Below are 23,933 nucleotides of genomic sequence, written 5' to 3' on the forward strand. Positions count from 1 at the left end.
CGTCGCATGAGGGTGTAGTCATTTCGATGGGCGGCCAATCATCCTGATGGATCGGTGGCCCGTGGCGACGGGCCCGGGTGTCTCACAGAGGCGGATGCGCCTCGACGACCTCGACCTCAGCGACCTCCTGGAGCTCGGCCCCGCGCCCGGCAGCATCCGCTTTGGCGGGCAGCGCGCCCTCCTGCTGGACGCCGTGGCGCTGGGGCTCCTGCGCACCGAGCTCATCACCAGCCACGGCTACGCCGCCGCCCGCGGCCTGCTCTCCCGCTTCGGCTACGCCCACGGCTGGCGCACCGCCGAGAGCATGCACGGCGCCCTGCCCTGGGTGGAGGAGCGCGACTGGCGGCGCGCCGGCGGGCGCCTCCACACGCTGCAGGGGCTGGTGCGGGTGGAGCGGGTTCCCGACTACCCCGGGTCGCACCCGTTCGCCGAGGCCATCTGGCACGACTCCTACGAGGCCGAGCAGCACCTGCTGCACCTGGGGCCGTCCCGGGAGCCGGTCTGCTGGACGCTGACGGCCTTCGCGGCCGGCTACATGTCGCGCGCCAACGGGCGCGAGGTGGTGGTCTGGGAGACCGCCTGCGTGGGGCGCGGCGACCGGGCCTGCCGCATCGAGGGCTGCTTCAAGGAGGAGTGGACCGGCGGCCCCGTGCCCTACGACAAGGGCACGCTCGACGCCTCGCTGGAGCGGCTGGCCGCCACCCTGCTGGCCGACGAGCGGCGCCTGGCCGAGCAGCGCCGCCTGGTGGTGCCGGCCGAGCCCGGCGGCGACGAGGACGACGAGGTGGCGCGCAGCGAGCCCATGCGGCGGGCGCTCGACCTGGCGCGCCGGGTGGCCCGGGTGGACTCCACCGTGCTCATCACCGGCGAGAGCGGCGTGGGCAAGGAGCGCATCGCCGCCCTGGTGCACCGGCGCTCGGCCCGCGCCGCCGGCCCCTTCGTGCCGGTGGACTGCGGCGCCGTCACCGAGACCCTGCTCGAGTCGGAGCTCTTCGGCCACGCCCGCGGCGCCTTCACCGGGGCCACCGGCGACCGGGTCGGGCTCTTCGAGGCGGCCGCCGGCGGCACCCTCTTCCTCGACGAGGTGGGCGAGACCTCGCTGGGCATGCAGGCCAAGCTGCTGCGCGCCATCCAGGAGCTGGAGGTGCGGCGCGTCGGCGAGAGCGTCAGCCGCACGGTGGACGTGCGGGTGGTGGCGGCCACCAACCGCGACCTCGGCGCAGAGGTGGAGGCGGGCCGCTTCCGCAAGGACCTCTACTACCGCCTCAAGGTGGTGGAGGTGCGGGTGCCGCCCTTGCGCGAGCGGCCGGAGGACGTGCTGCCGCTGGCGCGGGCGCTGCTCGGCGCCATCGCCCGCCGCATGGGGCGCCGGCTCGGCGGGCTCACCCCGGCCGCCTGCGAGCTGCTGCAGCGCCACCCCTGGCCGGGCAACGTGCGCGAGCTGGAGAACGCGCTGGAGCGCGCCGCCGCCATGGCCAGCGGCAGCCGGGTGGACGTGGGCGACCTGCCCGACGAGCTGCGCCGGCCCGACGCCCCCGCCCGGCCGGCGGCCTCCCGGCGGCTCGAGGAGGTGGAGCGCGAGGCCATCCTGGCGGCGCTGGCCGCCCACGGCGGCAACCAGGCGCGCACCGCCGCCACCCTGGGCATCGGCACCGCCACCCTCTACCGGAAGCTCAAGGCCTACCGGGCGCGGGCGTCGGGCCGGGCCTGCTGAGCCGCCGGGGGGCTCCCGCTCAGGGGAGCGCCAGGGCGATCAGGTGGGCGAAGCCGGCCCCGCCCGACTCGCCGTTGAAGGACCAGGTGGCGGCGCCCGAGTCGAGCACCGTGTAGCTGCCCGCCGGGAGGTCGACCTCGGGGTGGCAGATCCAGACGGCGTTCTGGACCCCGCCCTGGCCCACCCCGCCGGTGGCCTGCCACGGCCCGTACTCGGTGCCGTCGGCGTGCCGGAGCCCCAGCAGGCCGGGCGCCGCCCCGCCGTTGAAGTAGTGGTAGGTGTCGAAGTAGACGACGTGGCGGGCCACCGCGAGCGTGAAGGTGGTCGGGCTGGTGGGGCCGCTCTGGACGCCGCCGACGTTCCAGTTGTTGAACACGTCCTCGACTGGCGCCGGCGCGGCGTTCACCGTGATGGTGACGCTGGCGCTGGCGGTCTGGTCGGCCACGCTGGTGGCCGTGAGGAGCACCTGGCCGCCGGCGGCGGGCGCCGTGAAGGCGACGCTCGAGGCGTCGAGCACCAGCAGGACTCCGACGCCGGCCGGGGTGGTGGTCCAGGTGACGGACTGGTCTGCGAACCCTTCCACGGCGGCGGTGAAGACCCGCTGCGCGCCCGGGTCCATGGTGGCGGTGAGGGAGTCGAGCCGCACCGGAGAGGCGGCAGGCGCCCGGACCGTGATGAGGAGGCTCGCCGAGGCGTGGCCGGCGGTGTTGGTGGCGGTGACGACGTAGCTGGCCTCGGCCGCCGCCGCCGTGGGCGTCCCGGAGATGACGCCGGTGGCGACGTCGAGGCTGAGGCCGTCCGGCAGCGGGGGGACCACCGCGTAGGAGACCACCGCGCCGCCGGTGCTGGTCGGGGCGCTGGGGGCGATGGCCGTCCCCACCGTGTAGCTGGCCGGCGAGGCGCCGTAGCTGAGGCCGCTCGGCGCCTCCACCGCGGGCTGGGAGTCGCCGCCGCCGCCGCAGGCGGCCAGGGAGGAGAGGACCGCGGCGAGGGTGAGGGCGGGGCGCGAGGTCATGGTGGGCTCCTGGCAGGGGACTGGCCGCGCTCGACGGCCCGTCCGGCCGGCGGAGCCGGCCACGCCTGCCACGCGACCATGGCAGCCTGGCGCCCGGCGCACCGCAGAAAAGCGGGTCACCAAGGCGGGGCGGGTGCGCCCTGAGTGAAGTCCCTGCGAGCCGCGGCGAACCACCGCAGGGGCCGCCGCCGGCCAGCCCACCGTGACCCCGGCGGGAGGGACGCCGGGCCCGCGACCCCGCCAGCGCGCTCTGCCCGCGGATGGTGAAGGAGACCGCCTCGGGGTGGTGCAGCACGATGGCGCTGGTGGACTGCTCCGGCACCAGCGGGTGCGCCTCGGCCACCCGCTACCGCAAGCTCAAGGCCCACCGGCTCACTGACCGAGCCTGAGCCGCACGATGACGCCGGCGTGGTCCGAGACCCGCCCGCCCAGCGCGGCGTCGCCGGCCCGGAAGTAGACCTGGCCGGTGAGCGGCGTGAGCCCGTCGCCGGCCCCGAAGAAGACGTGGTCGATGCGCTGGCCGCCCAGGATGGTGGCGTCGGCGTAGCCCTCCGGGTTGGCGAGCCAGTAGGCGTCCACGTGACGGTCGCCGCCGGCGCTGGAGGTCATGCGCAGGTAGCCGCCCGACCCCTGGTCCATGTTGAAGTCCCCGGCCACGATGGAGGCCACCGCGCCGTTGCCGGCCTTGGCGGCCATCCAGCCGCGCAAGGCGTCGAGCTGCCGGTCCTGCTCCGGTCCGCCGAAGGAGAGGTGGGCCGAGAAGAGGTTGACCACCCGCCCGCCCGGCAGGGTCGAGCTGACGTGGATGACCTTGCGGGCGCCGAGCGGGTCGCCGGTGGAGGTGCTGGTGGAGACGTAGGTGTCGTCGAAGGCGTCGATGGGGTGCCTGGTGAGGATGGCCACCCCCTCCTCGTAGATGGTGAAGCCGTAGTGCGCCCACGACCAGGCGTAGTCGTAGGCCAGGCCGTGGCCCTCCTGGAGCCGCTGCGAGAGCAGGAAGGCCATGTTGTCGGCCCGGAGCGGCTCGGCGGCGCGCAGGTGCGCCCGCGGGTCGGTGATGACCGCGGCCCCGGCGCGCTGGGCGCACTCCTGCAGGGCCACGAAGTCCGCGCCGCTGGCCGCGATGGCGGCGGCCACCCGGTCGAGCTTCGCGGCCTGGCTGCCGCCGGAGGGCTCCTGGAGCTCCTGGTAGGTGTGCAGGTTCAGGGTGAGGATGGTGAGCTCGGAGGAGGGCCCGGGGCCGGCGTCGGGGTCGGCGGTGAAGAGCAGGCCGCCCCGGATCCAGACCTCCTCCCAGGAGGTGCGCAGGGTGTTGGCCGCCAGGGAGGGGACCCGGCCGGCGCCGCCCGAGAAGGCGAGCTCGGCGGTGCGGCTCTGCGGGATGACGTGGCGGAACCAGCCGCCGCCCTCGTCGGTCATGGCCACGCCGGGCGGCGCCGGCCAGGGGCCATCGTCGGTGCGGAAGAGGAGGCTCACCGCGCCCCAGCCGGCGTCGTCGTGGAAGTGCACCACCTTCTCCGAGAGGTGCCCGGGCGGCCGCACCAGGATGGAGAGGGTGGCGGTCGTCGCCCCCGCCCGGTTGGCCGCGGTGATGGTGTGCGTGGTCCGGCCCTGGGCCACCGCCGGCGTGCCGGAGACGAGGCCCGTGGCGGCGTCCAGGAGGAGGCCGGCCGGGAGCGCGGGGGTGGCGGTGAAGGTGGTCGCGGTGTTGGTCAGGGTGGCCGGGTTGGGCGCGATGGCCACGCCCTGGGTGTACTCGGCGGCGGGCGTGGCGTAGGCCAGCGCCTCGGGCGCCGGCCCGTCGCCAGGACCCCCGCCGCACCCGGCCGCGCAGGCCAGCCCGCACAGCGCGAGCGCCACCACCGGAGCAGGCACGAGTCGCATGGCGCCTCCGGGGTCGTGCCGGTCACCCGACCGTCGGCGCCGCCAGCCCCCGCGGGAGACCCCGCCCGCGGGCCGCGCCACGCCAGCCTACCCCGCCAGCACGCTCTGTCCGCGGATGGTGAAGTAGACCGCCTCGGGGTGGTGCAGCACGATGGCGCTGGTGGACTGCTCCGGCACCATCTGGTGCGCCTCGGTGAGGGTCACGCCGATGGTCTTGTCCGGCTCGAGCAGCCTCCAGAGCTGGGCCTGGTCGGCGAGCTCCGGCCAGGAGGGGTAGCCGGGGCTGTAGCGCTTGCCCTGGTCGGGCTTGAGGCCGAGCTCGCCCTTGACCACCCGGTGCCAGTGCTCGGCCAGCGCCTCGGCCACCTCCACGGCCAGGCCGTGCAGGAACAGGCCGCGCGAGTAGTCGCCGCGGGCGCTGGCCTCGTCGGCCAGGCGCGAGGCGTGGTCGCCCACCGTCACCACCTGCAGGGCGCACACGTCGGCGCCGGGCTCGCTGCGGAAGAAGTCGGCCAGGCAGAGCAGCCGCTCGTCGGGCTGGCGCGGGAAGCGCAGCCGGGCCAGCTCGGTGGTCTTGTGCAGCGGGTCGAGGATCACCAGCTCGTCGCCGGCGGCGTGGCACGGGTAGTAGCCGTAGACCACCTTGGGCTGGAGCCAGCCCTGCTCCTGCGCCTCGGCCTTCAGGGCCTCCAGCTTGGGGGCGAACTCCTCGCGGATCATCCGCTCGTACTCGGCCCCCTTGGCCCGCACGCCCCACTGCAGCTTGTAGAGCTCGTTGAGGTCGAGGCGCGGCCACAGGTCGGTGAGGGGGATCTGCCCGGCCGGCACCACCCGCGGGCCCCAGAACGGCGGGGCCGGCACGTGCGGCGCCGGGGCCACCAGCGAGCGGGCCCCGGGCGGCGGGGCCGGCGGCGGCTCGGCGGCGGGGGCGTTCTTGTTGCGCAGCGCCTTCTCCAGCACCTCCTGCTTCACGGCGGCGCGCCTGGCCGGGTCGACCAGGGCCTCCACCAGGTCCAGCCCCTCGAAGGCGTCCTTGGCGTAGAAGACGCCGCCGGCGTAGGGGGTGCCGTCCTGGGCGAAGTGGGCCTTGTAGCCGAAGCGCCGGTTGATGGCCGCCCCGCCGATGATGACCGGGAAGGAGAGGTTGCGGCGGTGCAGCTCCTCCACGCAGAAGGGCATCTGCTTGGAGGTGGAGACCAGCAGCGCCGAGAGGCCGATGGCGTCGGCGCCCACCTCCACCGCCTTCTCGATGATGGTGGCCACCGGCACCTGCTTGCCGAGGTCGTGCACCGTGAAGCCGTTGTTGGAGACGATGGTGCGCACCAGGTTCTTGCCGATGTCGTGCACGTCGCCGTACACGGTGGCCAGCACGATGGTGCCCTTGGTGGAGCCGGCCTTCTTCTCGAGGAAGTTCTCCAGGTAGGAGACCGCCTTCTTCATCACCTCGGCCGACTGCAGCACGAACGGCAGGATCAGCTCGCCGGAGCCGAACTTGTCGCCCACGTCCTTCATGGCGGGCAGCAGCACGCCGTTGAGCACCTCCACCGGCGTGTGGCGGGTCAGCGCCTCGTCGATGAGCCGCTCCACCCCCTCCGGGCGGCGGTGCAGGATCTGGAGGTGCAGCCGCTCCTCGGCGGTCTTGCCGGCCAGCAGGTCCTCCACCGGGGCGGCCGCCTTCTCGGCGCCCTTGTCGCCGAAGTGCTCGATGAGGCGGGCCAGGGCGTCGGGGCGGCGGTCGAAGATCAGGTCCTCGGCCAGCAGCCGCTCGGCCTGGCCGATGGCCGGGTAGGGGGTCAGGTCCTTGGGGTTGACGATGGCCAGGTCCAGGCCGGCCTTGACGGCGTGGAAGAGGAAGACCGAGTTGACGACCTCGCGGGCGTGCTTGGCCAGGCCGAAGCTCACGTTGGAGACGCCCAGCGTGGTGAGCACGCCCGGGGTCTCGGCCTTGATGCGGCGGATGCCCTCCAGCGTCTCGACGGCGCTCTGGCGGTACTCCTCGCCGCCGGTGGCCAGGGTGAAGGTGAGGGCGTCGAAGACCAGGCAGTCGGGGGCCACCCCGTACTCGCCCGCCACCGCCACCAGCCGGCGCGCGATCTCGGCCTTGCGGTCGGCGGTCTGGGCCATGCCCTTCTCGTCGATGGTCATGCAGACCACCGCCGCGCCGTAGCGCTTCACCAGCGGCAGCACCTTCTTGACCCGCTCGCCGCTCTTCTCCAGGTTGATGGAGTTGACGATGCAGCGCCCCGGGTTGACCTTGAGCGCCGACTCGATGACGTCGGCCTCGGTCGAGTCGATCATGAGCGGCGCGTCCACCGCCTGGGCCAGCAGCTTCACCAGGGTGCGCATCTGCGCCCCCTCGTCCTCGCGCTCGTTGAGGGCCACGCAGACGTCGAGGACGTGGGCGCCGGCCTCCACCTGGCCGCGGGCGATCTGCAGCAGGCCGGGGTAGTCGCCGGCGATGAGCAGCTCCTTCACCTTGCGCGAGCCCTGGCTGTTGAGCCGCTCGCCCACCAGCAGCGGGCGCGGCTCCATGGTCAGGGGCACCGCCTTCATGGCCGAGGAGAGCTCGCTGCCCACGGCCGGGCGGACCCGGCGCGGCGCCGAGAGGGCCCGCACCCGCTCCACCACCCGCTGCATGTGGGCCGGGGTGGTGCCGCAGCAGCCCCCCACGATGTCCACGCCCAGCTCGGCCACGAACTCGCCCAGGGCGTCGGCCAGGGCGTCGGGCGAGAGCTGGTAGACGGCCCGGCCGTCGACGTTCTCCGGCATGCCGGCGTTGGGCAGCACCGAGACGTAGTGGCTGCAGCGCTCGGCCAGCAGGCGCACCGAGGCCCGCATCTCGGCGGGGCCGGTGGAGCAGTTGAGGCCGATGCAGTCCACCGGCAGCCGCTCCAGCGTGGCCAGCGCGCTGGCCACGTCGGTGCCGAGCAGCATGCGCCCGTTGGCGTCGATGAGGGTGGGCTGGGCGATGATGAAGACGTCGCGCAGGCAGTCGCGCCGGCAGGCGTCGGCCGCCAGCACGGCGGCGCGCAGCTCCAGGATGTCCTGGTGGGTCTCCAGGATGAGGGCGTCCACGCCGCCCTCGATGAGCCCCTTGGCCTGCTCGTAGTAGATCCGCTCCAGCGCGTCCCCGGTGATGTTGCCGAGCGCCGGGTCGGAGGACGAGGGCAGCATCCCGGTGGGGCCCATGGAGCCGGCCACGAAGCGGGGGTGGTGGCTGGTGGCGTGCCGCTCGGCGGCGCGCCGGGCCAGGATGGCGGCCCGGAAGTTGACCTCGTAGGTGCGGTGGCCCACCTCGTACTCGTCGAGCTTGAGGCGCGAGGAGCCGAAGGTGTTGGTCTCCACCACGTCGCAGCCGGCGGCGAAGTAGCGGCCGTGGATGGCCTCGATGAGGTCGGGCCGGGTCAGGGTGAGCAGGTCGTTGGCCCCCTCCTTGCCCCCGAAGTCCGAGGCGGTGAGGTGCTCGCCCTGGATCTGGGTGCCCATGGCCCCGTCGAAGACCAGGACCCGCCGGGCGATGGCCTCGCGGAAGGTCACGGCGTGGCCGGCGCGAAGGAGGCGGCCGGGGCGGGGGCCCGGGCCGACGGGTTGGCCAGGCCGCAGGCCACCTTGCCGCCGGCGGTGTTGATCCACTCGCAGAAGAGGATCTCGGGCTGCCCGGCCGGCGCCGTCGGCACGTTGCAGGCGTCGAGGCGCTCCGAGCAGAAGGCCTCGTCGGTGGCGTCCATGCCGGCGTCGGACAGCAGGTTCTTGATCTGCTGCCGGCAGGTGTCGGCGGAGGTGCCGCCGCCGGTGCAGGAGCAGATCCGGTCGCCCAGGTCCTGGCAGGGGTTGCCGCAGGCGGCGAGGGACAGGGAGGCGAGGGCGAGGAAGGCGACGGCGGGGAAGCGCATGAGGGCGGGGAGGATCGCGTGCCGGACCAGGAAGGTCAAGGCGATGGGGCGGCGCTGGCTGGCCCTTGCCGGGCCGCCCCCGGCCGGCCGTGAATCTTTGCGTGGACGGGCCGTCCCTGCTAACGGAGGCGCCATGCTCACCGCGGCACTCGCAGCGCTGCTCTTCCTTGGTCCCGTGGCCGCGCCGGCGCAGGCCCCGACGCCGACGCCGCCCAGGACCCCGGCCCCGGCCGCGACCCCGGCCGCGACCCCGACCCCGGCCGCGACCGCGGCCGCGCTGGTGCGGCGCGTCCAGGCCTTCTACGAGCGCACCCGCGACCTCACCGCCGCCTTCACCCAGACCTACACCTACGCCGGCATGGGCCGGAAGGCCGTCTCCACCGGCACGCTCCGGGTCAAGAAGCCCGGCCTGCTCCGCTGGGACTACGCCACGCCCTCCAGGAAGACCATCGCGGTCACCGGCGCCCGCCTGGTGCAGTACGAGCCCGACGAGCAGCAGGCCTACGTGGACGAGCGCTTCGACGCCACCGCCATGAGCGCGGCGGTCACCTTCCTGCTCGGCACCGGCGACCTGGCGCGCGAGTTCGAGCCCTCGCTCGGCGAGGGCGGGGCGCTGGTGCTGGTGCCGCGGCAGGCCGATCCCAGGGTGGCGCGCATCACCCTCACCACCGGGCCGGACGGCGAGGTGCTGGGCACCGCGGTGGTGGACGGCGCCGGCAACGAGAACCGGCTGGTCTTCAGCGGCCTGGCCCGCAACGGCGGGCTGGCCGACGCCGACTTCCAGGTGGCGCTGCCGCCCGGCGTGCGCCGCCTGGCGCCGCCCGGCCGCTGAGCGAGGGCGCCGGCACCCGTCCGCACCGTTGCATCCGCCGCCCGCTCCGGTAGAACGGGCGGCATGCCCACCGCGCCCATCCACCTGGCCCAGCACCAGGCCACCCCGCTGCACCTCCTGCCCGCGCTCGCCAACCGCCACGGCCTGGTGGCGGGCGCCACCGGCACCGGCAAGACCATCACCCTCAGGGTCCTGGCCGAGGGCTTCAGCCGCATCGGCGTGCCGGTCTTCCTGGCCGACGTGAAGGGCGACCTCTCCGGCCTGGCCAGGGCCGGCGGCGACTCGCCGAAGGTGCTGGAGCGGGCCGCGCTGCTGGGGCTCGACCTCCAGCCGGCGCCGGTGCCGGTGGCCTTCCTGGACGTCTTCGGCGAGCAGGGCCACCCGCTGCGCACCACCATCTCGGAGATGGGGCCGCTCCTGCTCTCGCGCATCCTGGGGCTCAACGAGACCCAGGCCGGCGTGCTGCAGGTGGCCTTCCGGGTGGCAGACGAGGCCGGCCTGCTCCTGCTGGACCTGAAGGACCTGCGCGCCATCCTGACCCACGTCTCGGAGCAGGCCGACACCATCCGGGCGCGCTACGGCAACGTGGCCCCCACCTCGGTGGGCGCCATCCAGCGGCAGCTCCTCACCCTGGAGGCGCAGGGCGGCGACCGGCTCTTCGGCGAGCCGGCGCTCGACCTGTCGGACCTGCTGCGCACCGACCTGTCCGGGCAGGGGCAGGTGACGGTGCTGGCCGCCGACCGGCTGCTGCGCTCCCCCACCCTCTACGCAGCGCTGCTGCTCTGGCTCCTCTCCGAGCTCTACGAGTCGCTGCCCGAGGTGGGCGACCTGGAGAAGCCGCGCCTGGTCTTCTTCTTCGACGAGGCCCACCTGCTCTTCACCGACGCCCCCCCGGAGCTGCTGCAGAAGATCGAGCAGGTGGTGCGGCTGGTGCGCTCCAAGGGGGTGGGCGTCTACTTCGTCACCCAGAACCCGCTCGACATCCCGGACGTGGTGCTGGGCCAGCTGGGCAACCGGGTGCAGCACGCCCTGCGCGCCTTCACGCCGCGCGACCAGAAGGCGGTGCGCGCCGCCGCCGAGACCTTCCGGGCCAACCCGGGGGTGGACGTGGCCCAGGTCATCACCGAGCTGGGGGTGGGCGAGGCGCTGGTCTCCTGCCTCGACGAGAGGGGCATCCCGCGGCCGGTGGAGCGGGCGCTGGTGCTGCCGCCGCGCAGCCGCCTGGCGCCGCTCACCTCGGAGGAGCGGGCCCAGGTGCTGGCCTCCTCGCCGCTGCGCGGCCGCTACGACCAGCTGGTGGACCGCGAGTCGGCCTACGAGCGGCTGGGCCGGCGGGCCGCCGAGCTGGCCGAGGCCGCCCCGCCGCCGCCCGCGCCGCGGGGGCGCTCGGCCGCCCCGCCGCCGTCCACCGCCAGCCAGGTCGGGGGCGTGGTGGCGGACATGGCGGGGCGGGCGGCGCGGGCCGCCGGCACGCAGCTGGGCCGCGAGATCATGCGCGGGCTGCTCGGGTCGCTCTTCGGCGGGGCGCGTCGGCGCAGGTAGGCGCGGGTGGCGGCCGCCCGGACGCTGCGGCCGGTCCAACCACCTGCCACCACTCGTCCTTCGGTCCGGCCTGCCACCCCGGGTCGGCCTGGCCCCGGGCCGGGAACCCGCGGCGGATCGCGCAGGTCCGCGTGATCAGGCTGCTTCCCTTTCGGGCATGGCCGGCAGGCGGGTTGCAATCCTCCGTGCCGCGACCGGGCGACCCAGCCTGGACCAACCCCCCCGGGAGAACCACCATGGCGATCACCTGGACCCCCAAGCTGGCCGTCGGCGTGCCGCAGATCGACGAGGAGCACCAGGAGCTCTTCCGCCGCGTCAACGCGCTGCTCGACGCCATGGCCGCCTCGCGCGCCACGCAGGAGGTCCTGCCGCTGCTCGACTTCCTCTCCGACTACGTCGGGACCCACTTCGGCGGCGAGCAGCGGCTCATGGCGGCGCACCGCTACCCGGGGGCCGCCGCGCACGTCTCGCAGCACACCTACTTCGTCGGCGAGTATCAGGCGCTGGCGTCCGAGGTGAACCGGAGCGGCCCCACGGCGCTCCTCACCATCAAGCTGAACAAGCTGCTCTGCGAGTGGCTGCGCGAGCACGTCGGCACCACCGACCGGAAGCTCGGCGTGTTCCTGCAGCAGGCCGGCGCGCCGGCGCAGCGCTGAAGCGCCGCGCCCAGCGCCGCGCTCACCCCGCCTGGGCGGTGGTGTGCACCCGGGGCGGCACCGACGGCTCCTGCTGCGACAGGCAGTGGAGCGTGCCGAGGCCCCACACCAGGTCGAGGGCGTGGATGCCCACCACCGGGCGGTCGCGGAACAGCTCGGCCAGCAGGCCCAGCGCCACCCGGTCCTTCGGGTCGTTGAAGGTGGGCACCAGCACGGCGGCGTTGCAGACGTAGAAGTTGGCGTAGGAGGCCGGCAGGCGCTGCCCGTCGAAGACCACCGGCGAGGGCATGGGCAGGAAGGCCAGCTCGGGCCTCGAGCCGTCCTCCAGCCGGGCCCCCTCCAGCCGCTCGCGGTTCTCCTCCAGCGGCACGTGGTTGGGGTCGCGCGGGTCCTCCTCGCGGCACAGCACGATGGTGCGGGCGTCGGTGAAGCGCGCCAGGTCGTCCACGTGGCCGTGGGTGTCGTCGCCGGCGATGCCCTTGCCGAGCCAGATGGTGTTGGGCGCGCCCAGGGCCGCCCGGAAGACCTGCTGGTAGTCGGCGCGGGAGAAGCCGGGGTTGCGCACCTGCACGGCCGGGTCGAGCAGCCACTCCTCGGTGGTGAGGATCGAGCCGCGCCCGTTCACGTCGATGCCGCCGCCCTCCAGCACCACCTCGCGGCCGCGGTGGACCACCGGCAGGAGCGGCACCCGGAGCGCCCTGGCGGCCCGCCCCGGGATGCGGTCGTCGCGCCGCCAGTTGGGGTACTTGGACCAGCCGTCGAAGCGGAAGCGGGCGATGGCCTTGGCCGCCTGCGGCCCGCTGCGGGTCAGCCAGATGGGGCCGTGGTCGCGGGCCCAGATCCGGTCGGTGGGGAAGCGGCGCAGCTCCACGTTCTCCAGCGAGACCCCGGCCCGGCCCAGCACCCCGCGCACCTTCCGCTCGTGGGCGGCGTCCTGCACCGAGAGGCGCACCGTCTCGCCGCGGGCGACGTGGCGGACGATCTCGGCGAAGACCCAGGGGATGGGGGCGAAGCGGCCGGGCCAGTCGGGGGCGTGGTGCGGCCAGGCCAGCCAGGTGGCGTCGTGGGGCGCCCACTCGGCCGGCATGGAGAAGCCCTGGTCGGCCGGGGTGCTGGAGGCCATGGCGATCAATCGCGGAACCGCCGGGTCAGGTCGCCGTAGGCGTCGATGCGGCGGTCGCGCAGGAAGGGCCAGTGGCGCCGCATCTCCTGGACCTTGGCGAGGTCCACCGGGGCCACCAGGGTCTCCTCGCCGCCGGTGGAGGCCTCGGCCACCACCACGCCGTAGGGGTCGCACAGGAAGGTGGTGCCCCAGAACTCCAGGCCCACCGCGTCGGGGGTCTCGCGCTCGTGCCCCACCCGGTTGACGGCCGCCACGTAGCAGCCGTTGGCGATGGCGTGGCTGCGCTGCATGGTCTTCCAGGCGTCGCGCTGGGCCGCGCCGAACTCGGCCTTCTCGGCCGGGTGCCAGCCGATGGCGGTGGGGTAGAAGAGCACCGAGGCGCCGCACAGGGCGGTGAGGCGCGCCGCCTCCGGGTACCACTGGTCCCAGCAGATGAGGGTGCCGATGCGGCCGGCCTTCACGTCGATGGCCTTGAAGCCCAGGTCGCCGGGGGTGAAGTAGAACTTCTCGTAGAAGCCCGGGTCGTCCGGGATGTGCATCTTGCGGTAGAGGCCGGCCACCGAGCCGTCGGCGTCCAGGACCACGGCGCTGTTGTGGTAGAGGCCGGTGGCCCGCTCCTCGAAGATGGGCACCACCACCGCCACGCCGTGCTGCCTGGCCACCTGCGAGAGCCGCCGCACCGACGGGCCGTCCACCTTCTCGGCCAGGTCGAAGAAGGCGTGGGTCTCGGACTGGCAGAAGTAGGGCGAGCGGTACATCTCCGGGAGGCAGACCACCTCGGCCCCGCGCCCGGCCGCCTCGGCCACCTTCTGGGCGGCCTTCTCGGTGTTGGCCTCGAGGTCCCGCGACATCGCCATCTGGACCAGGCCCACGTTGAATGTCGTCTTCATGGCGGCCTCCTCATACCAGATCACCCCCGCGGCGGTGGAGGCCGAAGCGGCGGCTCACACCAGGTCGAAGCGCTCGGCGTGCAGGTCGGAGAGGGGCACGCCCAGCCGCTGCAGCGCCACCTCCACGGCGTCCATCATCGGCCCGGGGCCGCACACGAAGTGGCCGTGGCGGCCGGCGCGCGGCAGCCAGCGGTCCAGCAGCGCCTCGGTGATGTAGCCCTGCTCGCCGGTCCAGCCGGCCGGCGGCCGCTCCAGCACGTGGACCACCCGGAGGTCGAGCCGCCCCTGCAGCGCGGCCAGGTCCTCGCGGAAGGGGGTCCGCTCCCAGTCGGCGGTGCCGTAGACCACCAGGTGGGGGCGCCGGTCGCCGCGGTCGGCCAGGGTGCGCAGCATGGAGAGGCAGGGGGCCAGGCCGATGCCGCCGGCCACGAAGACGTAGCCGTCCACGTCCGGGAAGGCGTCGATGGACATCGAGCCGTAGGGGCCGTCGAGCCAGGCGCGCGCGCCGGGGCGGGTGGCCTGCACCTGCCGGGTGTGGTCGCCGGCGGCCTTCACCGAGAGCTCGATGCGGGGCGCCTGCTGCGAGGAGGAGGAGATGGAGAAGGGGTGCTCCCGGCCCGAGAACGGCGAGCCGCCCAGGGTGAGCCAGGCGAACTGGCCGGGCCGGAAGCGGAAGCCCGGGTGCCCCTCGGGCTCCAGCACCAGGGTGACCGAGTCGCAGCGCTCCTGCCGCACCGCCACCACGGTCCAGGGCCGGCGCAGCAGGGCCAGGGGCTTCATGACCCGCACCCGCAGGAGCAGCCCCATCCAGCCGAAGGTCCAGGCCAGCCAGAGCCAGCGCACCACCGGGCGCGACAGGAGCCGCCCGGCCAGCACGGCGTGCCACACGCCCACCCCCAGGGCCGCCACCGCCAGCGCCCCGTGGGTCCAGCGCCAGGCCTCGTAGGGGAGGCGCAGCCGCTTGCGCAGCCAGGAGGCCAGCGACAGGGCCAGCAGCGCGTAGGCCGACCAGACCCCGGTGGCGATCTCCCAGGGCGCGGCCCAGGGCCACAGGTAGCCGAGGGCGTCGCGCAGGGTGGCGCCGAACAGCAGCACCGGGTGGAGCAGGGCGAAGCACAGGGCCACCGCCGTGACGTGGCGGTGGAAGGCGTAGACCAGGTCCGTGCCGAAGGGCGGGGCGATCCACTGGAAGCGGGCGGTCAGCACGAACTGCATGGCCAGCAGCGAGAGGGCCAGGAAGCCGAGCGCCGAGGCCAGCTCCTCCATGAAGCCGCCGCCGTACGAGGCCGGCGCGGCCAGCAGCAGCAGCAGGGGGAAGAGCGCCAGCAGGGCGTACAGGCCCATCCAGAGCGCGGCGCGGGTCAGGTCGCGGAGCGTCAGCACGGCTCAGGCGCCCCGCGCCAGGGCGAAGAGGACCGCCGCCAGGAGCAGGCCGAGCCCGGTGGCGAGGGCGGCGTAGAGGGCGAGGCGGGAGCGCATGTGGGCGCGGAGGATAGACGAAGGACCGGCGCGGGGGGCCGGTACTCTCGGGGCGTGGCGTCATGGCCGGTCGGGGGCGCCGCGCCGCCGGTCGCCACCGCCTCGCCCAGCGCCGCCCGCCGGGTCAGGGCAGGTCGAAGACCAGGGCCTCGGCCGGCTCGCCGGGGGCGCCGGTGAGCGTCACCAGGGGCTCCTCGGAGAGGGCCGCGCCGTCGCCGGCCTCGAGCCGGCGGCCGTTCACCTCCACCGCCCCGCGCGCCACCTGCACCCAGGCGTGGCGGCCCGGAGCCAGCGCGAGCGCCACCTGCCGGCCGGGCGCGAGGGCGGCGGCGTGGACGCGGGCGTCCTGGTGGATGGTGGTGGAGCCCTCGGCGCCGTCCGGCGAGGCGATGAGCTGCAGCGCCCCCTGCCGCCCCGCCGCCGGGAAGGTGCGCTGCTCGTAGGACGGCGCGTGGCCGCGCCGGTCGGGCAGGAGCCAGACCTGGAGGAAGTGGACCGGCTCGGCGTCCGAGCCGTTGAACTCGGAGTGGGTCACCCCGGCGCCGGCGCTCATGCGCTGCACGTCGCCGGGCCGGAGCACCCCGCCGCCGCCGGTGGAGTCGCGGTGGGCCAGGGCGCCGGAGAGGACCCAGGTCAGGATCTCCATGTCGCGGTGGGCGTGGGTGCCGAAGCCCTCCCCCGGGGCCACCCGGTCCTCGTTGAGGACGCGCAGGGCGCGGAACCCCATGTGCGCCGGGTCCTGGTAGCCGGCGAAGGAGAAGGTGTGGCTGGTGTCGAGCCAGCCGTGGTCGAAGTGGCCGCGCGCGGCGGCCGGGCGCACGGTGATCATCGGGTCGCTCCGGTCGTGTCCATGAGGGGAAGCTAGCCGCGCCCGGGGCCCGGGCAAGGGCCACCCATGTGGCCCCCCGCCGGCGGGTCGTGGACCCCTCGGCGCCTGCGGCGGGCCTCCTCAGGCCGCCCCCGGGGCCTCAGGGGATGACGGTGAGCCCGCCGCGCTTCCGGGGCGGCGCCGCCGGGGGCTTGCGCCGCGCCGCCGGCAGCGTGGTCCGGGCCCGCGCCTGGTCGCGCCCCACCACCCTGCCGACCAGGTCGTAGTCGGCGGCGTCGGTGATCTCCACCCGCACCAGCTCGCCGGGGTAGGCCACGCCGTCGTTCAGGTAGGTGATCCCGTCGATCTCCGGCGCCTGCTGGGCGTGGCGGCCGGCCAGCAGGTGCTCGGTCTCCTCGGCGCGCCCCTCCACCAGCACCTCGACGGTGCGGCCGATCATGGCCCGCTGGTGGGCCGCGCTGATGTCGCGCTGCACCTCCATGATCCGCTGGAAGCGCTCCTTCTTGAGCGCCGCGGGCACCTGGTGGCCCATCTCGGCCGCCGGCGTCCCCTCCTCGGCGGAGTACTCGAACACCCCCAGCCGCTCGAAGCGCTGCTCCTCCACGAACGAGAGCAGGTCGTCGAAGTCGGCCTCGGTCTCGCCCGGCAGACCCACGATGAGCGAGGTGCGCAGCGCCAGGCCCGGCACCTTCCGGCGCAGCTTGGCCAGCAGCTCGCGCAGGAAGGTCGAGTCCCGGCCCCGCTTCATGGCGCGCAGCAGCCGGTCCGAGGAGTGCTGCAGCGGCATGTCGAGGTACTTCACGATCTTGGGCTGCTCGGCGATGGCCTCCATCAGGGCCACCGGGAAGTCGCGCGGGTAGGCGTAGTGGAGCCGGATCCAGCGGATCCCCTCCACCTGGCAGAGCGCGGGCAGCAGCTGGAGCAGCCGGACCTTGCCGGGCAGGTCCTGGCCGTAGGCGGTCAGGTCCTGCGCCACCAGCGACAGCTCCACGGTGCCCTGGGCCGCCAGCTGCTCGGCCTCGGCCACCAGGTCCTCCACCGGGCGGGAGCGCTGGGCCCCGCGCAGCGTGGGGATGATGCAGAAGGCGCAGGCGTTGTCGCAGCCCTCGGCGATCTTGAGGTAGGCGGTGTGGGAGGGCAGCGAGTTGATGCGCGGGCTCTGCGCCGAGTGGACGAAGTCGGGGTCGGGCACCACCAGGCGCGCCGCCTGGGCGCCGGCCACCACGCTGGCGATGTCCTGGTAGGCGCCGGTGCCGAGGAAGTGGTCCACCTCGGGCAGCTCCCTGGCCAGCTCCTCGGCGTGGCGCTGCACCAGGCAGCCGGTCACCACCAGCTTCTTGCAGCGGCCGGCGCGCTTCCAGTCGGCCAGCTCGACGATGGCCTCCACCGACTCCACCTTGGCGCTCTCGATGAAGCCGCAGGTGTTGACCACGATGATCTCGGCCTTGGCCGGGTCCTGGACCAGGCGGTAGCCGGCCACGGTGAGCGTGCCGAGCATCACCTCGGAGTCGACGCGGTTCTTGGGGCAGCCGAGGGTGTGCAGGTAGACGCGGGTGGTCATCGCGCGCGGGATCTAGCAGGGCGGGCGGGTAGGGGCAACGCGACCGCCCCGGGGGCGTCCCGCCGCTCCGGCGCCCGCCCGCCGCGCCGCGCCGCCCCGGACGCCGTCCCGGCCGTGTGGGAGGCGGCCCCACCCGCGTCCACCACCCTGTCCCCGGCGGCGCTGACGCCGGGACGCAGGCCCCGTCCCCCAAACCCGGGAGCTATACGCTGGGTTCGGAGGAGGCCTATCATCCCGCCTCGTGACGTGGGGAGACCGATTCGGATCGCTCCGGTCGAGGCTGGTGCTCACCGCGGGGCTGCTGCTGGCCGCGGCCACGGCGGCGCCGTTGCTGGTGCTGCCCGGCCGCCTGGAGGCGCGCGACCGCCTGGAGGAGGAGCGCCGGGCCGTCGACCTGGCGCGCGCCTTCGCCGGCGCCGGCGAGGTGGCCATCGACTTCGGCGACCAGGCCCGGGCGGCCGAGGTGCTGCGCGGCCTGCAGCAGGTGAAGGGGCCAGTCTACGCGCGGCTGCGCGGGCCGGACGGCTGGCCGCTGGCGGTGTGGGGCACGCCGCCGCTGGCCGCCGTGGCGGCGGCGCCGCCGGCCGCCGGGCTGGAGCCGGTGGTCGGTGACGAGGGAGGGCTGATCCACGCCACGGTGCCGGTGATCACCCGCTCCGGCCAGCGCGGCGCGCTGGAGCTCGGGCTCGGCCTGGAAGGGCTGGGGCGCCGGCGCGACGAGGCGCGCGCCCTGGTGTCGGTGACGGCCAGCGTGATCTTCCTGGTGGGGCTGGTGGCGGCGGCGGGGCTCCTAACGCTGCTGGTCCGCCCGCTGGAGCAGGTCACCGAGGTGGCCGGGCGCATCGCCCGCGGCGAGGAGGGCGCGGCCCGCCACCTGGACGCGACGGAGCGCGGCGAGGCCGGCGCCATGGCCTCGGCGCTGGGCGGCGTGGTGGACCAGCTGGTGGCGCAGCGGGCCATGCTGGAGGCCCAGAACGAGGCCTCCGACGACGGCATCCTGACCCTCGGCCTCGACGGCAAGGTGCTGGTCCACAACCGTCGGTTCCGGCAGCTCTGCGAGCTCCCGGTGGAGGCGCTGGTCGGCGGGGCCTGGCCGGCCCTCCGGCAGCGGCTGCAGCCGCTCTTGGCCGCGCCCCTGCCGGCCTGGCTGGAGGCCGACGCGCCCGCGCTGCCCGTGGAGGGCCCGGCCACCGAGGAGCTGGCCTGCCAGGACGGGCGCCACGTCGAGCTGCACGCGGCGCCCATCCGTACGCCGCACGGCGCGGTGAGCGGCCTCAGCCTCACCTTCCGCGACGTCACGGTGGTGCGCCAGGCGGAGGCGCGGGTGCGCAACCTCAACGTGGAGCTGGAGGCCCGGGTGGCCATCCGCACCGGCGAGCTGGCCCGGGCCAACGCCGAGCTGGCCACCCGGCTCGAGGAGTTGCACCGCACCCAGGACCAGCTGGTGCAGGCCGACCGGGCCATCGCCATCGGGCGGCTGGCCGCCGGCGTGGCCCACGAGATCAACAACCCGCTGGCCTACGTGGCGGCCAACCTGAAGTTCGTGCGGGAGCACCTGCCCACCCTGGGCCCGGGTACGCCCCCGCCGGACGGCACCGCGGCGGTCTCGGTGGAGGAGCTGCAGGAGGCGCTGGCGGACGCCGCCGACGGCTCGGCGCGGGTGGCGCGCATCGTCAGCGACCTCAAGGCCTACAGCCGGCCCACCGCCGAGGAGCGGGTCCCCACCAGCCTGGAGGGCGCCATGGAGGCCGCGCTGTCGATGGCCGCCCACGAGCTGCGCCACCGCGCCACCGTGGTGCGCCACTACCAGCCGGCGCCCCTGGCGGTGGCGGATCGGGTCAGGCTGTCGCAGGTCTTCCTCAACCTGCTCCTCAACGCGGCCCAGGCCATCCCGCCGGGCGCCGCCGACCTCCACCTGGTCACCGCCACGGTGGGCGTGGGCGAGGGCGGCTGGCCCTTCGCCGAGGTCCGCGACACCGGCTGCGGCATCCCGGCCGACGTGCTCGGCAGGATCTTCGATCCCTTCTTCACCACCCGGCCGCTGGGCCAGGGCACCGGGCTGGGGCTCTCCACCTCGCAGGGCATCGTCACCGGCCTGGACGGCCGCATCGAGGTCTGGAGCGAGCCCGGGCACGGATCCGCCTTCCGGGTGCTGCTCCCGCCCGCCGGCCCGGCGCCGGCCGGCCCGGACGGCCCGGCCCTCACCCCGCCACTGCGCGCCGGGCGGCTCCTGGTGCTGGACGACGAGCCGGCCATCGGCGCCGCGGTGCGCCGCATGCTGGCCGGCGCGCTCGAGGTGGAGGTGGCCACCTGCCCGCGCCAGGTGCTGGACCGGGTGGCCGCCGGCGAGCGCTTCGACCACCTGCTCTGCGACCTGATGATGCCGGTCATGACCGGCATGCAGTTCGAGGCCGAGCTGGTCCTCCGGGCGCCCGAGCAGGCCGAGCGCCTGGTCTTCATGACCGGCGGCGCGTTCACCGAGGCCGCCGCGGCCTTCGTGGAGCGGAACCGGGCCCGCTGCCTCGACAAGCCCTTCGACCTCGACACGCTCCGGAGCGCCCTGCATGCCATCCGCCCCGCCTGACCGGCGCCTCGCCGCCGCTGCCGCCGCCCTCGCGCTGGCCCTGGCGCCCGCGCCGGTCCGGTCAGGGGTGCCGGAGGACGCGGTGGAGGTCGGCGACCTCGACCTGGAGGCGCTGCTCGACCCGAACCTGGCCGCTGCCTCGCTGCACGAGGAGCGCAGCTCGGCGGCCCCGGCGGCGGTCTTCGTGCTGACCAGCGAGGACCTCCGGGCCGGCGGGTTCCGGACCCTCTCCGAGGCGCTGCGGACGGTGCCGGGCCTCTTCACCTACAGCGACGGGTTCTACCAGTACGCCGGCGTCCGGGGCACCGGCCTGCTGGTGGACTACACCACCCGGCTCCTCGTCCTCATCGACGGGCACCCGGTCAACAACACGCTCGGGATCGGGGAGAACTCGCTGGGCCCGGACCTGCCGGTGCCGCTCGGCCTGGTGGAGCGGATCGAGGTGGTGAAGGGGCCGGCCGGCGGCGTCTACGGTCCGACCGCCTTCCTCGGCGTGGTCAACGTGGTGACGCTGCGCGGCTCGTCGCCTGGCTGGGCGGCCAGCGTGGACACCACCCTGGCCCAGGGTGGCGCCCTCGGCGGCCGGATCTCCGGCGGGGGCACCGGTGTGGTGGGAGGCTGGCAGGTCACCGCTGGCGTGGAGGCGGAGCAGTCCCACGGCTTCGCCTGGACCTACCCGGAGCTCGCGGCGTCGACCGACCGACCCGCTCCGCCCGGAGGGGTGGTGGCCGGCGTGGACCAGTGGAGCGCGCAGCGGGCCTACCTGCGCGCGGCCCGGCACGATCTGGAGCTCCGGGCCGGATGCGCCCGCTGGCGGCGCGGCCTCCCCTCAGCGCCCTACTCCAGCATCATCCTGGACGAGCGGAACCAGGTGGAGACGCAGGCCTGCTTTGCCCAGCTCGGGGTGGAGCAGCCGCTCGGCGAGCGGGCCGGGATCGCGCTGCGCCTCGGCGTCGATCACTTCGCCTACCGTGACTACTACGCGTACGAGCCGCCGGGGCAGGGCCAGGGCGGCGGCACCGGGCCCTTCCGGGACCATGGGACCGACGACTGGCTCTCCGCGGACGTCCGGCTGCGCTGGTCGCTCGCCGCCCCCTGGAGCTTCACGCTCGGCGCCACCGGCGAGGCCCACGACACCACCCAGCTCTCGCAGGCCGACTTGATCCCGCCGCTCTCGGTCGACCCCGTGAACGGGCTGGGCGTGGGGACCATCCGCGCGAGCTACCTCACGCTCAACACCTACGCCCTGGCCGAGTGGGAGGTGGCCGCCGGCGTGGTGCTGCACGGCAGCCTGTCCTGGTTCTGGCACGAGCTCTTCGGGCAGCGGGTCTCACCGCGGGCCGCCCTGGTGTGGCGCCCGACCCCGCGGGCCAGGGTGAAGGCCATCTACTCCGAAGGCTTCCGGCCGCCCACCGCCGCGGAGGCCTTCTTCGACGACGAGGTCTTCTTCATCCCCAACCCCGACGTCCGCCCGGAGACCGTCCGCTCCGCCGAGCTGCGCTACGAGCACCGGGTGGCCGCGGGCGTGGCGCTCGGCCTGAGCCTCTTCAGAAACCACTACCAGGACCTCATCGTCACCGCGACGGTCCCGGCGCCGGGGGTGCCCAACCCCGACCCCGCCAACCCCTCGGACTTCAGGCAGCAGTCCGTCAACAGCGGCTCGTTCCAGGTGCTCGGCGGCGAGCTGGGGGTCGAGGTGAACGTCGAGGGGACGCTGCGGGCCTACGGGGGGGTGTCGCTCCAGCAGGCCAGCTCGGGTCGGCCCAACTTCCCGGCCGTGACGGGCAACCTGGCCGTCGCCTCCCGGGCGCCCTGGCGGCCGCTCACCCTGTCACTCCTGGCGGCCTTCACCGGGCGGCGCGACAAGGACCCGGTGGCGCTGGCCCCGGGCGTGAAGCCCGAGGTCGGCCCGGCGCTCCGCCTCGACGCGCGCGCCGTGCTGGAGGTTCCCGGGGCACCCGGGCTCACCGTGGAGGCCGGCCTGGCCAACCTGCTGGACTCGGTGGTGCTCCACCCGGCGCCGCAAGACTTCGCGCCGCTCACCGAGCTGCCCGAGCCCCCGCGCACCTTCCGGCTCGGCCTGCGCTACCAGCGCTAGCGGCCCCATGCTCCGCCGCCTCGCCACCCTCCTCCTCCTCCTGCTCCTGGCCGTCGCCGGGCCGGCGCGCGGCGCCGAGGTCGCGCCCCGGCAGCGGGCCCTGCTCCTCCTGCGGGTGCTGACCTACGACCGCGCCCTGGCGAAGCGCGCCGCCGGCACGGTGACGGTGGCGGTGGTCTTCCGGCCGGGCGCCGACGCCACCGAGGCCGAGGCGCTGCTGGCCGCCTTCGAGGAGCTGTCCCGGACCGTCAAGGCAGCGGGCCTGCCGGTGCGCGCCGTGGCCGTCCCCTACGAGGGGCCCGCGCCGTTCGCGGCCCAGCTGGCCCGGCTGCGACCGGTGGCGCTCTACGGCTGCGCCAACCTCGGGGAGGACGCCCGCACCGTGGCGCTGGAGGCTCGCGCGGCGCAGGTGCTGGCGATGGCCGGCGAGCGGCGCCAGGTGGTGGACGGCGGCTTCGCGCTGGCGCTGGTTGACCGTGGAGCCCGCGCCGGGCTGGTGGTGGATCGGGAGGCCGCGGTGGCCGCCGGCGCCGACCTCGACTCGGCGCTTCTCTCGGTCGCGGAGCTGGTCCAGGGTCGGTAGCCGCCGGACGCCGGAGCGCCGGCTGCGGCCCGGCCGGGCGTCCGGTCAGCGCGCCCCGCCCCGCCCCCGGCGCGCCCGCGCCAGCCGGCCGAGCGCCTCGCCCCGCGCCGAGACGGTGCGCGCCCCGCTCTCGCGGTCCACCGTGAGGAGGCCGGTGCGGCGCCCGTAGCCTGCCTCCCACTCGAAGCCGTCGACCAGCGACCAGTGCAGGTAGCCGAGCACCTCGAGCCCGCGCGCCGTCGCCTGCGCCACCTCCGCCAGCGCGGCCTCGAGCGGCGCCGCGGCCTCGCCCGCGAGGGCGTGCGAGGCCACCAGGAGCGGCAGGCCGTGCTGGGCCAGGGCCTCCAGGGCCGGCCCGAGCTCCCGGCCCTCGGCCTCCACCCCGATGAAGTCATGGGTCGGCGAGCCGCCCAGCAGCGGCTCCAGCGCGCCCAGCGGCGGCCGGAGCCGCCCCTGCAGCGTGGACTCCAGCCAGACCCGGTTGGTGAGCCAGTGGCGCAGCCAGGCGGCGCCGCGGCCGAGCAGCGAGCCCGCCTCGCCGGCCGGCCCGGGCCGGAGCCGGACGCCGGCCGACACCTGCGCGCCGGCCACGCGGCGGTGCAGCAGGTGGTAGGTGGCGGCGTGGGCGCGGGCCAGGGCGCGGGCGGCCTGCAGCGCCTGCGCCAGGTCCTGCCGGCCGGGCGGGGCGCTCCCCTCCACCAGGCCGCGGCGCACCAGGCCCACCGGGTCGCTCATCGTCAGCCACCAGCGGACCCGGTCGGAGAGCGCGGCCGCCACCCGGTCGGCGTAGCGGGTGAAGAGGGCCACCGCGTCGGGCCGCGCCAGGCCTCCCCGGGCGGCCAGCCAGGCCGGCAGCGTGCCGTGGAGCAGGCAGACCACCGGCTCCAGCCCGAGCCCGCGCAGCCGCTCGGCCCAGGCGGCGTAGCGCGCCAGCGCCCCCTCGTCGAAGCGCCCCTCGTCCGGCTCGACGCGGCTCCACTCCACCGAGAAGCGCAGCGCCGTCAGGCCGAGCCGCGCCGCCATGACGAAGTCGTCGTCGGCGCGCTCCCACCAGCCGGCGCCGCGGCGCGAGGTGGCGCCGCCCGCCACCCGGCCCGGTACCTGCTCCCAGATCGACCAGTCGCTGGGCGGGCCGCCGCCCTCCACCGCGTGGGCCGCGGTGGCGGCGCCCAGCAGGAAGCCTGGCGGGAGGTCGGGTGGGAGGTCGGGTGGGCGGTCGGGCGGGGGGGCGGACACGGCGGGGCCGAGTC

At 75.3% G+C, this 23,933-nt stretch carries 17 protein-coding genes; 7 read left to right on the top strand and 10 right to left on the bottom strand.

Annotated elements, in window-relative coordinates; translation table 11 throughout:
- Positions 1 to 94: 94 nt before the first annotated feature.
- Positions 95 to 1,714 (top strand): sigma-54-dependent Fis family transcriptional regulator, encoded by a 1,620-nt coding sequence (locus IPO09_01095; GenBank protein ID MBK9515948.1) that lies wholly within the window; start codon positions 95 to 97, stop codon positions 1,712 to 1,714.
- 19 nt (positions 1,715 to 1,733) lie between these two features.
- Here the strand turns inward: IPO09_01095 and IPO09_01100 are convergent, their stop codons facing one another.
- The 4 genes from IPO09_01100 to IPO09_01115 all read right to left on the bottom strand — a co-directional run bounded on the left by IPO09_01100 (position 1,734) and on the right by IPO09_01115 (position 8,506).
- Positions 1,734 to 2,729, bottom strand: a complete 996-nt coding sequence (locus IPO09_01100; GenBank protein MBK9515949.1) for a putative Ig domain-containing protein — start codon at positions 2,727 to 2,729, stop codon at positions 1,734 to 1,736.
- A gap of 372 nt (positions 2,730 to 3,101) precedes the next feature.
- Positions 3,102 to 4,613, bottom strand: coding sequence for an endonuclease/exonuclease/phosphatase family protein (locus tag IPO09_01105; GenBank protein ID MBK9515950.1), 1,512 nt, complete (start codon positions 4,611 to 4,613; stop codon positions 3,102 to 3,104).
- Between the two features lie 87 nt (positions 4,614 to 4,700).
- Positions 4,701 to 8,150 carry a methionine synthase gene (gene metH, locus IPO09_01110; protein ID MBK9515951.1) on the bottom strand — a complete coding sequence of 1,150 codons (3,450 nt, stop codon included), beginning with the start codon at positions 8,148 to 8,150 and terminating at the stop codon, positions 4,701 to 4,703.
- Entirely contained in the window at positions 8,147 to 8,506 is a 360-nt protein-coding gene (locus IPO09_01115) for a hypothetical protein (protein ID MBK9515952.1), read from the bottom strand. Before IPO09_01115 ends, metH begins: the two co-directional genes overlap by 4 nt.
- Positions 8,507 to 8,639: 133 nt before the next feature.
- Between IPO09_01115 and IPO09_01120 the strand changes: the two genes are divergently transcribed.
- The 3 genes from IPO09_01120 to IPO09_01130 all read left to right on the top strand — a co-directional run bounded on the left by IPO09_01120 (position 8,640) and on the right by IPO09_01130 (position 11,536).
- Positions 8,640 to 9,338 (top strand): outer membrane lipoprotein carrier protein LolA, encoded by a 699-nt coding sequence (locus tag IPO09_01120; GenBank protein ID MBK9515953.1) that lies wholly within the window; start codon positions 8,640 to 8,642, stop codon positions 9,336 to 9,338.
- 63 nt (positions 9,339 to 9,401) lie between these two features.
- Positions 9,402 to 10,880 carry a DUF853 family protein gene (locus IPO09_01125; protein ID MBK9515954.1) on the top strand — a complete coding sequence of 493 codons (1,479 nt, stop codon included), beginning with the start codon at positions 9,402 to 9,404 and terminating at the stop codon, positions 10,878 to 10,880.
- A 236-nt stretch (positions 10,881 to 11,116) separates the two neighbouring features.
- Positions 11,117 to 11,536: a hemerythrin family protein gene (locus tag IPO09_01130; protein ID MBK9515955.1), complete on the top strand. Its 420-nt coding sequence runs from the start codon at positions 11,117 to 11,119 to the stop codon at positions 11,534 to 11,536.
- Positions 11,537 to 11,558: 22 nt separating this feature from the next.
- On the opposite strand, the gene IPO09_01135 is transcribed toward IPO09_01130, so the two are convergent.
- From IPO09_01135 to rimO, 5 genes are all read right to left on the bottom strand, one after another.
- Positions 11,559 to 12,659 carry an agmatine deiminase family protein gene (locus IPO09_01135; GenBank protein ID MBK9515956.1) on the bottom strand — a complete coding sequence of 367 codons (1,101 nt, stop codon included), beginning with the start codon at positions 12,657 to 12,659 and terminating at the stop codon, positions 11,559 to 11,561.
- A gap of 5 nt (positions 12,660 to 12,664) precedes the next feature.
- Positions 12,665 to 13,549 (bottom strand): carbon-nitrogen hydrolase, encoded by an 885-nt coding sequence (locus IPO09_01140; protein ID MBK9515957.1) that lies wholly within the window; start codon positions 13,547 to 13,549, stop codon positions 12,665 to 12,667.
- A gap of 54 nt (positions 13,550 to 13,603) precedes the next feature.
- A complete protein-coding gene (locus tag IPO09_01145; GenBank protein ID MBK9515958.1) occupies positions 13,604 to 14,893 on the bottom strand; it encodes a ferric reductase-like transmembrane domain-containing protein in 1,290 nt (429 codons plus the stop codon).
- A 259-nt stretch (positions 14,894 to 15,152) separates the two neighbouring features.
- On the bottom strand, positions 15,153 to 15,857 hold the full coding sequence (locus tag IPO09_01150; protein ID MBK9515959.1) for a pirin family protein: 705 nt from the start codon (positions 15,855 to 15,857) through the stop codon (positions 15,153 to 15,155).
- Between the two features lie 139 nt (positions 15,858 to 15,996).
- The gene (gene rimO, locus IPO09_01155; protein MBK9515960.1) at positions 15,997 to 17,418 is read right to left on the bottom strand and encodes a 30S ribosomal protein S12 methylthiotransferase RimO; all 1,422 of its coding nucleotides are present in this window, start codon (positions 17,416 to 17,418) and stop codon (positions 15,997 to 15,999) included.
- Positions 17,419 to 17,701: 283 nt separating this feature from the next.
- Between rimO and IPO09_01160 the strand changes: the two genes are divergently transcribed.
- The 3 genes from IPO09_01160 to IPO09_01170 are packed head-to-tail and all read left to right on the top strand — an operon-like array spanning position 17,702 to position 22,683.
- Complete coding sequence (locus tag IPO09_01160) at positions 17,702 to 20,002, top strand: response regulator (GenBank protein ID MBK9515961.1); 2,301 nt, start codon at positions 17,702 to 17,704, stop codon at positions 20,000 to 20,002.
- Positions 19,983 to 22,100, top strand: a complete 2,118-nt coding sequence (locus IPO09_01165) for a TonB-dependent receptor (GenBank protein MBK9515962.1) — start codon at positions 19,983 to 19,985, stop codon at positions 22,098 to 22,100. The genes IPO09_01160 and IPO09_01165 overlap by 20 nt, the downstream gene beginning before the upstream one ends.
- A gap of 7 nt (positions 22,101 to 22,107) precedes the next feature.
- Positions 22,108 to 22,683, top strand: a complete 576-nt coding sequence (locus tag IPO09_01170) for a hypothetical protein (GenBank protein ID MBK9515963.1) — start codon at positions 22,108 to 22,110, stop codon at positions 22,681 to 22,683.
- 45 nt (positions 22,684 to 22,728) lie between these two features.
- Here the strand turns inward: IPO09_01170 and IPO09_01175 are convergent, their stop codons facing one another.
- Positions 22,729 to 23,919 (bottom strand): glycoside hydrolase family 1 protein, encoded by a 1,191-nt coding sequence (locus IPO09_01175; GenBank protein MBK9515964.1) that lies wholly within the window; start codon positions 23,917 to 23,919, stop codon positions 22,729 to 22,731.
- Positions 23,920 to 23,933 lie beyond the last annotated feature (14 nt).

Source organism: Anaeromyxobacter sp., assembly GCA_016718565.1.
Taxonomy (GTDB): domain Bacteria; phylum Myxococcota; class Myxococcia; order Myxococcales; family Anaeromyxobacteraceae; genus JADKCZ01.

Coding starts and splice junctions, on each gene's coding strand:
- IPO09_01145 (MBK9515958.1), bottom strand. CDS start 14,893: ATGGGCCTGTACGCCCTGCTGGCGCTCTTCCCCCTGCTGCTGCTGCTG.
- IPO09_01115 (MBK9515952.1), bottom strand. CDS start 8,506: ATGCGCTTCCCCGCCGTCGCCTTCCTCGCCCTCGCCTCCCTGTCCCTC.
- IPO09_01100 (MBK9515949.1), bottom strand. CDS start 2,729: ATGACCTCGCGCCCCGCCCTCACCCTCGCCGCGGTCCTCTCCTCCCTG.
- IPO09_01150 (MBK9515959.1), bottom strand. CDS start 15,857: ATGATCACCGTGCGCCCGGCCGCCGCGCGCGGCCACTTCGACCACGGC.
- IPO09_01135 (MBK9515956.1), bottom strand. CDS start 12,659: ATGGCCTCCAGCACCCCGGCCGACCAGGGCTTCTCCATGCCGGCCGAG.
- IPO09_01140 (MBK9515957.1), bottom strand. CDS start 13,549: ATGAAGACGACATTCAACGTGGGCCTGGTCCAGATGGCGATGTCGCGG.
- IPO09_01170 (MBK9515963.1), top strand. CDS start 22,108: ATGCTCCGCCGCCTCGCCACCCTCCTCCTCCTCCTGCTCCTGGCCGTC.
- IPO09_01095 (MBK9515948.1), top strand. CDS start 95: ATGCGCCTCGACGACCTCGACCTCAGCGACCTCCTGGAGCTCGGCCCC.
- IPO09_01105 (MBK9515950.1), bottom strand. CDS start 4,613: ATGCGACTCGTGCCTGCTCCGGTGGTGGCGCTCGCGCTGTGCGGGCTG.
- IPO09_01165 (MBK9515962.1), top strand. CDS start 19,983: ATGCCATCCGCCCCGCCTGACCGGCGCCTCGCCGCCGCTGCCGCCGCC.
- IPO09_01130 (MBK9515955.1), top strand. CDS start 11,117: ATGGCGATCACCTGGACCCCCAAGCTGGCCGTCGGCGTGCCGCAGATC.
- IPO09_01125 (MBK9515954.1), top strand. CDS start 9,402: ATGCCCACCGCGCCCATCCACCTGGCCCAGCACCAGGCCACCCCGCTG.
- IPO09_01120 (MBK9515953.1), top strand. CDS start 8,640: ATGCTCACCGCGGCACTCGCAGCGCTGCTCTTCCTTGGTCCCGTGGCC.
- rimO (MBK9515960.1), bottom strand. CDS start 17,418: ATGACCACCCGCGTCTACCTGCACACCCTCGGCTGCCCCAAGAACCGC.